This window comes from Oceanisphaera sp. (genome assembly GCF_052084945.1).
Lineage (GTDB): Bacteria > Pseudomonadota > Gammaproteobacteria > Enterobacterales > Aeromonadaceae > Oceanimonas.
Window position 1 is genome coordinate 1 of sequence record NZ_JBQDEX010000117.1, and the last position, 8,203, is coordinate 8,203.

The window sequence follows — 8,203 nt, forward strand, 5'->3', positions numbered from 1 at the left end:
TTATATTGATATTCAGGCTTAGCGGACTGTGAGCGACGCTGCTTTACTTTATGGTTATACAATATTTGCGCCAGCTTAGTGGCTGGTGCCCAGCGTTGTTTAATGCCTGCTTGCCACATGAGCTTGGCGTTGCGAAAATTAGAGAACAAGCAGATAACAGCATCGAACTGCCCGGCTTTAAGCTGAGTTAACAGGGTTTTCTGAGCCGCAGAGTCAGCCGCTTTACCTGGGTCGATAATGACGTCATCTATGTTTGGGCATAACTCGGCCAAGGGCTGAGTATAACTGGGCACCAAGGCGGTAATGTGGCAGTCGGTAGACGCCTTAAGCATGGCAAAGGCCGGCCACGCCAGCATAAAGTCACCAATTTTATCATTACGCACTACCAAGACTCGTTTTATCACTTCGCTCTCCCACAGGCCATTTAGCGGTGCTATTCTATCTTAAAATATCATTGTCGTTTATTAATAAGGACGTAATTATGAGTACTCGGGTTATTTATCCCGGCACCTTCGACCCCATCACTCATGGTCATTTAGATTTAATTACCCGTGCCGCCCAATTATTCGACGAAGTCATTGTGGGGGTGGCCACCAGCGCAAGTAAGCAACCCATGTTTGATTTAAATGAACGTGAGGCACTGATCAGTCAAACCACCGGCCATTTGGCGAACGTGCGTGTAGTAGGGTTTTCTGGCTTATTGGTTGATTTTGCTCAGCAACAGCAGGCAAATGTATTAATTCGCGGCTTACGTACTGTGTCTGATTTTGAGTACGAGTTTCAGCTATCGAACATGAATCGCCATTTAATGCCGGATTTAGAAACGGTATTTTTAACCCCCGCCCCTGCGTATTCTTTTGTGTCGTCTAGCCTTATTAAAGACGTGGTACGCCACGGCGGCGATATCAGTCAGTTTGTACCCGAAGCCGTGGCTAAAGCCATTGCTTTGAAGTTAGCGTCGAACTAAAGCCACAAACCATTATTTTTGCAACGGAATCCACGAAAACCACGGAAAAATAGTAACCAAATCTGAAAGGGATTTTATGGGTAAGGGCGAAACATAGCGCCCGGCTACAAGCGCCGAGTGAAGACAGCGAACTAAAAAGCCATTTTTTGCCACGGAACCTGTGAAGGGCAATGCTGTTCTAGGGATTGGGGGTTACAAATCCCTATTCACCAGTCCCTATTCCCTTTTACATTCAAGTACCTTTTCAGTCTCATGGATTGCCGCGTCGTTACACTCCTCGCAATGACCCCTTTGTGTTGGCGTTAGCTAGGCGCTGCGTTTGGGCTGACACAGTGGGCAGAAAACGGTGCTGCGTCCGCCCATGCGTACTTCTTGTAATAAACCACCGCAGGCTGAACAGGGTTGCTCAGCTCGGCCGTAGACTTGTAGCTCTTGCACAAAGTAGCCGGGTTTGCCGTCGCTGCCGGTAAAGTCTTTTAAGGTGGTGCCACCTTGCGTAATAGCGCGCGCCAACACGGTTTTAATCTCGCTGGCCAGTGCTAAATATTGGGCCTTAGTGACCTCATTAGCAGCTTGTTGAGGGTGAATACCGGCACTGAATAATGCCTCGTTGGCATAAATATTACCCACGCCTACTACCACATGGTTATCCATAATAAATTGTTTAACGGCAATTTTACGCTTGCGACTACGCTCATATAGCAGCTCACCATTAAAAGCCTCAGTCAGCGGCTCGGGGCCAAGCTTTGCCAGCAATTTGTGTTGTGCTACGGGTTCACGGGTCCAGAGTAGGCAGCCAAAGCGACGAGGGTCGTTAAGGCGTAATAACTTGCCATTACTGAGTTCAATATCAACATGATCGTGTTTACCTGCTAGTGTGCCATGGGGCAACACTTTTAAATTACCCGACATGCCTAAGTGCAAAATAGCCGTGCCCCAGTCGGTTTCTAGCAGAAGATATTTGGCGCGTCTGCGAATACCGGTAATGGCTAACCCCACCATATCTTGAATTTCACTGGGGATAGGCCAACGCAGGCTGGCATTACGCACCACCACGCGCATCACGGTTTCACCCACCATAAAGGGGCTAATGCCTTGGCGGCTAACTTCTACTTCGGGTAACTCTGGCATGCCTATTCTCCTCGTTATTTATAGTCAGTATACCTTGCCTGTGCTCAGCTCAACATCACCTAAATGTAATAAGCACTTGGCGCCCTGCATTAATTAGACTATTCTAATAAATGTAATCTTTACTTAATAAGGACAGCCGTAATGACCAAGAAAAAACTCGCGTCACTCGCCTTAGGTACAGCCATGTTAACTGGTGGTGCTCAGGCTGCAGATACCACCCCTCGGGTAGAGAATGCACTGGTTATAGTAAACAGCGGTGAGCTACAAACCCAAGGTATGGCAATGATATTGGCTAATGCCATGCAAGCTCAAGGGACGCATATCAATATCTTATTGTGTGATAAAGCTGGCGATTTGGCACTGCAAAACACTCAAAACCCACCGCTCAAACCCAAAGGCGTAACCCCAGAGCAGTTGTTAACTAAGCTACAACAAGCCGGTGCCCAAGTGGATGTATGCGCGCTTTATTTACCCAACAGTGAACACGATCAAGCGCAATTGCGTGAAGGTGTAGGAGTTGCCACTCCAGATAATATTGCTCAGCACATGACTAACATAACCACTCGCGTATTTAATTTTTAAGAGGTAAACCATGAAAAAATTATTATCTTCCGTGTTAATTTCTGCCGCATTATTGGGCACCAGTGCTCATGCATTAGCTAACGAAATAGAAATTACTCCTAAAGCGACCTATGAGCTAACACAACAGCAAGGCAGCGATGTGTTGTTTATTGATGTGCGCGATCCGGTTGAGATTATGTTTATTGGTTTTACCGATCAGGTAGACCAAAATATTCCGTATTTAATGGTGAATAGAAACAATTGGCGTGACGATCAGCAACGCTTTGACATGCAGCGCAACCCAAACTTTATTAAAGACGTTGAGCAAGCATTGGCCGCAAAAGGGCTTGATAAAGACGCCACCATTATCACCATGTGCCGCTCAGGCAGCGAGCGCGGCTTACCCAGTGCTGAGTTTTTACGAGATAACGGCTTTAAAAATGCCCGTTATGTAGTGAATGGCTTTCAGGGTGGCAGTATAAAAGAGGGTGAGCACAAAGGATTTCGGGTTAAAAATGGCTGGCAGAATGCCGATTTGCCTTGGCAGAGCAAAGCCAATTCAGACAAAATTTATCGAAGCGAAAAATAAAGCTGGAAGCTCGAAGCCCTGCCTTTTCGTTTAGGTATAAAAAAACCCGGCCTAGGCCGGGTTTTTTGTAAGAATGCAAAATCTTATTTGATTTTGCCTTCTTTATACATCACATGCTGACGTGCAACGGGATCAAACTTTTTGATCTCCATTTTTTCAGGCATGTTGCGCTTGTTCTTGGTCGTGGTGTAGAAGTGACCAGTACCAGCGCTTGAGTTCAGGCGGATCTTCTCGCGAATACCTTTAGCCATTGGTTAACTCCTTAAACCTTTTCGCCACGGGCACGAATATCTGCTAACACAGATTCGATACCATTTTTGTCGATAGTACGCATACCTTTAGTGGTAACGCGCAGTTTTACAAAACGTTTCTCGCCTTCAACCCAAAAACGATGAGTTTGTAGGTTAGGTAAAAAACGACGCTTGGTAGCGTTTTTGGCGTGAGAGCGGTTGTTACCAACAGCTGGCCGCTTACCAGTTACTTGGCATACTTTAGACATGTCAGTCTTCTCCAATACTTACTTTTGCTCGAGCAATTAATCACCCCGTTGGCCGTCTATCGGGGCAAAATAAGGCGGCAATTTATACAGCATACTGAGCTAAAGATCAATAAAAAACACCAAAATCGCGACTGTTAAAGCCAGCCACGCTCGGCAAAAGAAACCGTTTCGCCATCACCCACCACTAAATGATCTAGTACGCGTATATCTAACAACCCAAGGGCTGATTGAATACGTTCGGTGATCATGCGGTCGGCCCGACTGGGCTCGGCGACGCCGGATGGATGATTATGCACCAAAATCACCGCCGCAGCACCCCGTTTCAACACTAAAGAGACAATTTCGCGAGGATAGACGGCTGCAGCGTCTACTGTACCAAAAAATAACTCACAATATTCGATTACTCTGTGCTGATTGTCTAATAGCAAGAGCGCAAAGACCTCTCGGGGCTGATCGCGTAATCGCGATTGCAAGAACGCTCGGGTAAGCTCAGGACTGGTTAACGCATTTTCACGAATTAATTTCTCATCTAAAAATCGCCGCATTAGCTCTTGGCTAGCTTGCAGCTGCACATATTTAGCTAACCCAAGCCCTGGCCCTTGGCAAAAACTGTGTTGATCGGCCATTAATAGCTGACGTAAAGAACCAAACTCATTCAACAAGGTACGCGCTAAACTCACGGCATCCATACCTTTTGCACCGGTACGTAAAAAAATCGCCAATAATTCAGCATCCGATAAACTATGAGAGCCACGTTTCAGTAGCTTTTCGCGGGGGCGCTCACTCAAGGGCCAATCTTTAATACTCATCCCCACCTCCATGTGGTTATTTTTTGCTAAAGATTAAAGACGTCTTTACCACGAAATACACAGACTCACACGGAAAGTTAAAATGCTTTATAAATAAAATTTTATAAGAAAAATGTATACGCACTTTTCTTGGTAGCACTTCATCAATACATGGGGTGCACTCCAAGGAAAAACAGTTATTAGGTTTTGATATGCCTGTCGCTCACAGCAAACCAAGGCCTATTGCTATTAAGCCTAGTCGAAAGCTGGCCAATCACCGCAAAAGCCATTTTTTATGATAATCTTGCCAGCCTGTTAGCGGTTGGAACACTGTGATGTCTTTAGCAAACAAACGCATTTTAATCGGTATTAGCGGTGGTATTGCGGCTTATAAAATAGCCGAGTTAATTCGTCGCCTAAAAGAGCGCCATGCCTTGGTGCGCGTGGTAATGACGGAATCTGCCAAAGCGTTTATAACCCCATTAACCTTGCAGGCGGTCTCTGGTGAGCCGGTATCAGATGCCTTGCTCGACCCCGCTGCCGAAGCAGGAATGGGCCATATTGAGCTGGCTAAATGGGCCGACTTAATTTTAGTTGCCCCTGCCAGTGCCAATACGCTCGCTAAGTTAACCGCCGGTCTTGCCGACGACTTACTAACGACCTTGTGTTTGGCCACACCGGCGCCTCTTGCTGTGGCGCCTGCCATGAACCAGCAAATGTATGCTCATGCAGCCACACAACACAATTTAGCGACACTGTTGCAGCGTAACACCTTGGTGTGGGGCCCAGCTTTAGGCGCACAGGCCTGTGGTGATGTAGGCCCTGGTCGTATGCTAGAGCCCATGGAGTTACTCGCGTTAATAGAACAGCACGTTACTGCGCCATCACAACTGCTGGCCGGTGTTAAGCTCATGCTAACGGCCGGCCCCACCCGAGAAGCGCTGGATCCGGTGCGTTTTATTTCTAATCACAGTTCAGGAAAAATGGGCTACGCCATAGCAGCTGCGGCTCAGCAAATGGGGGCAGAGGTCACCTTAATCAGTGGCCCTGTCGCTTTAGCTACTCCCAAAGGTGTTACACGAGTAGATGTAGAGAGCGCCACCCAAATGCATGGCGCGGTAATGCAAGATATTCAACACCAGCAGATTTTTATTGCCTGTGCAGCGGTGGCCGATTACAGCCCTAAACAGATAGCAGAACATAAAATTAAAAAGACAGCACAAGATGCTTTAGTCATAGAGCTGACCAAAAACCCTGATATTGTGGCAGACGTTGCGGCACTGATGAATAAGCCTTTTACCGTAGGCTTTGCTGCCGAAACCCAAGATGTTGCACACTATGCCCAAGATAAGCTCAAGCGTAAAAAACTTGATATGATTGCCGCCAACAATGTGGCGGCGCAGGGGCAAGGTTTTAATAGTGACCAGAATGCGCTTAGCGTATTCTGGCCTAATGGCCAAGCCGAACTCGCTTTAGCAGAAAAAGCGACCCTAGCCACCCATCTTCTTACTTTAATTGCAGAGCAATACCATGACACCGATAGAGCTTAAAATTCTTGACCCTCGTGTGGGCACCGACTTTCCTGTTCCTGCCTATGCCACCCCAGGCTCTGCAGGGTTAGACTTACGCGTGTGCCTAGATGCACCGCTAACACTCGCGCCAGGCGATACTCAGCTACTGCCTACCGGCATTGCCATTCATATTGCCGACCCGGGGCTGTGCGCTACCATATTGCCGCGCTCTGGTCTTGGCCATAAACACGGCATAGTATTAGGTAATTTAGTGGGCTTAATCGATTCTGACTATCAAGGCCAATTAATGGTCTCTTGCTGGAATAGAGGTTCAACATCGTTCACTATTGAACCTGGTGAGCGTATTGCGCAGCTGGTTATTTTGCCAGTCGTACAAGCCCAATTTACGCTTGTTAATGAGTTTAACCAAAGCGAACGAGGAGAAGGCGGTTTTGGCTCTTCTGGTCGCCAATAACTGAGTGATGCGTATTTATGGCCAATACCCAAGTTAAAAAAAATAGACGCGAACAAATCTTACAAGCACTGGCGCACATGCTAGAAACCAGTACTGGGCGGCGCATTACTACGGCTAAATTAGCGGCCGAAGTGGGCGTATCTGAGGCGGCCTTGTATCGGCACTTTCCGAGTAAAGCGCGGATGTTTGAAGGGTTAATTGATTTTATAGAAGAAACGCTTTTTTCTCGTATTAATTTAATTTTACAAGATGAAAAAGACTGTGCCTTACGTTTACGTTATATCATGCAGCTTATTTTGGGCTTTTGTGAGCGCAACCCTGGCATTACTCGATTATTAAATGGTGATGGCCTACAAGGCGAACACGAGCGCTTATTGGTGCGTATTAACCAATTGTTTGAACGTTTAGATGTGCAGTTTAAACAAGTGATGCGCGAACGTCGCTTATATGAGGGTGAAGGCTTTGCCACCGACGAAAAAGTATTGGCTAACTTGTTACTGGCCCACATTGAAGGGCGTATTACCCAATATGTACGCAGTCAATTTAGCATTAAGCCCACCTTACATTTTGAGCAACAGTGGCAACTACTGTGCCCACAAGTAAGCACAGTAGTTAGCTAACTCAGTACCGCATAAGGCAGTGATGTTAAGCGATATACTGAGCAACATAACCCTATATTTAAAATAATAAAGGTAACCTAATGGAACCATCAAGCGCCGTCAATCAAGCTCAAGATTGGCTGAGTAATAACCAAGAATTAATTATCCATTATGTAGTAAACATGGCGGCGGCGCTGTTGACGCTCGTGATCGGTTTTATTGTGGTCGGTATGCTCACTGGCGGCGTTAATTCTTTGATGAAAAAGCGCAAGATTGATAGCACTATTGCTGATTTTGTAACCAGCATCCTTAAATATGGCTTGTTGGCATTTGTGATTATTGCCGCCCTAAGTCGCGTGGGCGTGCAAACTGCCTCGTTTGTAGCCATAGTCGGTGCTGCCGGTTTGGCGGTTGGGCTGGCACTACAGGGCTCTTTATCTAACTTTGCTGCGGGTGTGTTATTAATTGGTTTTCGCTTTTTTAAGTCCGGTGACTACATTGAAGCTGGCGGCACGGCCGGCACAGTGCAGTCGGTACAAGTTTTTACTACTATTTTAATGACCCCCGATAACCGCATGATAGTGGTGCCTAACTCTAAAATTTTAAACGACAAAATCGTTAATTATTCAAAAGAGAAAACCCGCCGCCTCGACCTAGTGATTAGCGTCTCGTACAACGCTGATGTAAAAACGGTCAAGGCGCTACTCTCCCAGATAGTACTTGCTGATGAGCGCGTATTAAAAGAGCCAGAGTGTAAAATTGCGGTAAGTAATTTAGGCACGACTGCGGTGGAGTTTATTGTACGCCCCTGGGTGAATGCCAGTGATTATTGGGCGTTAAAGTTTGATTTGTTAGAGCAAATTAAAACAGAAATGGATGCTCACAACATTCGCATGCCCTACCCCAATATGGATGTGCATCTCATTAAAGACGATGCGGCATAGGTCATAACTCGTTACTTCTTTGGGATCAGAGGAGTTTATACCAATCAGGAAAACTAACTGAACAGGCTTTATGGCTGCTGTAGAGTTGATTTCAATCGACTAAAAACCATAGCAAGGCCTAAAGAGGTCGAATAAATTC

The 8,203-nt window shown here is 46.4% G+C and carries 12 protein-coding genes; 7 read left to right on the top strand and 5 right to left on the bottom strand.

The annotated features are described in order from the left end of the window. The coding region (locus tag ACTHY5_RS10135; RefSeq protein WP_441879279.1) for a glycosyltransferase family 9 protein at positions 1–401 on the bottom strand (401 nt) is incomplete at its 3' end. An 80-nt stretch (positions 402–481) separates the two neighbouring features. Here ACTHY5_RS10135 and coaD point away from each other — a divergent pair. Beyond that, positions 482–967: a pantetheine-phosphate adenylyltransferase gene (coaD, locus tag ACTHY5_RS10140; RefSeq protein ID WP_441879281.1), complete on the top strand. Its 486-nt coding sequence runs from the start codon at positions 482–484 to the stop codon at positions 965–967. Positions 968–1,273: 306 nt separating this feature from the next. Here the strand turns inward: coaD and mutM are convergent, their stop codons facing one another. Continuing rightward, a complete protein-coding gene (gene mutM, locus ACTHY5_RS10145; RefSeq protein WP_441879283.1) occupies positions 1,274–2,098 on the bottom strand; it encodes a bifunctional DNA-formamidopyrimidine glycosylase/DNA-(apurinic or apyrimidinic site) lyase in 825 nt (274 codons plus the stop codon). Positions 2,099–2,239: 141 nt separating this feature from the next. Here mutM and ACTHY5_RS10150 point away from each other — a divergent pair, with 141 nt between their 5' ends. Both ACTHY5_RS10150 and ACTHY5_RS10155 read left to right on the top strand, forming a co-directional pair. Next, positions 2,240–2,680, top strand: a complete 441-nt coding sequence (locus tag ACTHY5_RS10150) for a hypothetical protein (RefSeq protein ID WP_441879285.1) — start codon at positions 2,240–2,242, stop codon at positions 2,678–2,680. Positions 2,681–2,690: 10 nt separating this feature from the next. Continuing rightward, on the top strand, positions 2,691–3,248 hold the full coding sequence (locus tag ACTHY5_RS10155) for a rhodanese-like domain-containing protein (protein ID WP_441879286.1): 558 nt from the start codon (positions 2,691–2,693) through the stop codon (positions 3,246–3,248). A gap of 83 nt (positions 3,249–3,331) precedes the next feature. Here ACTHY5_RS10155 and rpmG read toward each other — a convergent pair whose 3' ends face one another. From rpmG to radC, 3 genes are all read right to left on the bottom strand, one after another. Further along, on the bottom strand, positions 3,332–3,499 hold the full coding sequence (rpmG, locus tag ACTHY5_RS10160; protein WP_208005766.1) for a 50S ribosomal protein L33: 168 nt from the start codon (positions 3,497–3,499) through the stop codon (positions 3,332–3,334). 11 nt (positions 3,500–3,510) lie between these two features. Beyond that, positions 3,511–3,747, bottom strand: coding sequence for a 50S ribosomal protein L28 (gene rpmB, locus ACTHY5_RS10165; protein ID WP_441879288.1), 237 nt, complete (start codon positions 3,745–3,747; stop codon positions 3,511–3,513). A 134-nt stretch (positions 3,748–3,881) separates the two neighbouring features. Then, positions 3,882–4,556, bottom strand: coding sequence for a RadC family protein (gene radC / locus ACTHY5_RS10170; protein WP_441879289.1), 675 nt, complete (start codon positions 4,554–4,556; stop codon positions 3,882–3,884). A 314-nt stretch (positions 4,557–4,870) separates the two neighbouring features. Between radC and coaBC the strand changes: the two genes are divergently transcribed. The 4 genes from coaBC (at position 4,871) to mscS (ending at position 8,064) form a co-directional block, all read left to right on the top strand. Beyond that, positions 4,871–6,085, top strand: a complete 1,215-nt coding sequence (gene coaBC, locus ACTHY5_RS10175) for a bifunctional phosphopantothenoylcysteine decarboxylase/phosphopantothenate--cysteine ligase CoaBC (protein WP_441879291.1) — start codon at positions 4,871–4,873, stop codon at positions 6,083–6,085. Beyond that, complete coding sequence (gene dut / locus ACTHY5_RS10180; RefSeq protein WP_441879293.1) at positions 6,066–6,521, top strand: dUTP diphosphatase; 456 nt, start codon at positions 6,066–6,068, stop codon at positions 6,519–6,521. The genes coaBC and dut overlap by 20 nt, the downstream gene beginning before the upstream one ends. Before the next feature lie 17 nt (positions 6,522–6,538). Beyond that, complete coding sequence (slmA, locus tag ACTHY5_RS10185; RefSeq protein ID WP_441879295.1) at positions 6,539–7,141, top strand: nucleoid occlusion factor SlmA; 603 nt, start codon at positions 6,539–6,541, stop codon at positions 7,139–7,141. An 80-nt stretch (positions 7,142–7,221) separates the two neighbouring features. Beyond that, on the top strand, positions 7,222–8,064 hold the full coding sequence (gene mscS, locus ACTHY5_RS10190) for a small-conductance mechanosensitive channel MscS (protein ID WP_441879297.1): 843 nt from the start codon (positions 7,222–7,224) through the stop codon (positions 8,062–8,064). Positions 8,065–8,203: the final 139 nt, after the last annotated feature.

Excerpts from the sequence above, each read along its gene's own strand:
- coaD (WP_441879281.1), top strand. The coding sequence starts at position 482 with ATGAGTACTCGGGTTATTTATCCCGGCACCTTCGACCCCATCACTCAT.
- mutM (WP_441879283.1), bottom strand. The coding sequence starts at position 2,098 with ATGCCAGAGTTACCCGAAGTAGAAGTTAGCCGCCAAGGCATTAGCCCC.
- ACTHY5_RS10150 (WP_441879285.1), top strand. The coding sequence starts at position 2,240 with ATGACCAAGAAAAAACTCGCGTCACTCGCCTTAGGTACAGCCATGTTA.
- ACTHY5_RS10155 (WP_441879286.1), top strand. The coding sequence starts at position 2,691 with ATGAAAAAATTATTATCTTCCGTGTTAATTTCTGCCGCATTATTGGGC.
- rpmG (WP_208005766.1), bottom strand. The coding sequence starts at position 3,499 with ATGGCTAAAGGTATTCGCGAGAAGATCCGCCTGAACTCAAGCGCTGGT.
- rpmB (WP_441879288.1), bottom strand. The coding sequence starts at position 3,747 with ATGTCTAAAGTATGCCAAGTAACTGGTAAGCGGCCAGCTGTTGGTAAC.
- radC (WP_441879289.1), bottom strand. The coding sequence starts at position 4,556 with ATGAGTATTAAAGATTGGCCCTTGAGTGAGCGCCCCCGCGAAAAGCTA.
- coaBC (WP_441879291.1), top strand. The coding sequence starts at position 4,871 with ATGTCTTTAGCAAACAAACGCATTTTAATCGGTATTAGCGGTGGTATT.
- dut (WP_441879293.1), top strand. The coding sequence starts at position 6,066 with ATGACACCGATAGAGCTTAAAATTCTTGACCCTCGTGTGGGCACCGAC.
- slmA (WP_441879295.1), top strand. The coding sequence starts at position 6,539 with ATGGCCAATACCCAAGTTAAAAAAAATAGACGCGAACAAATCTTACAA.
- mscS (WP_441879297.1), top strand. The coding sequence starts at position 7,222 with ATGGAACCATCAAGCGCCGTCAATCAAGCTCAAGATTGGCTGAGTAAT.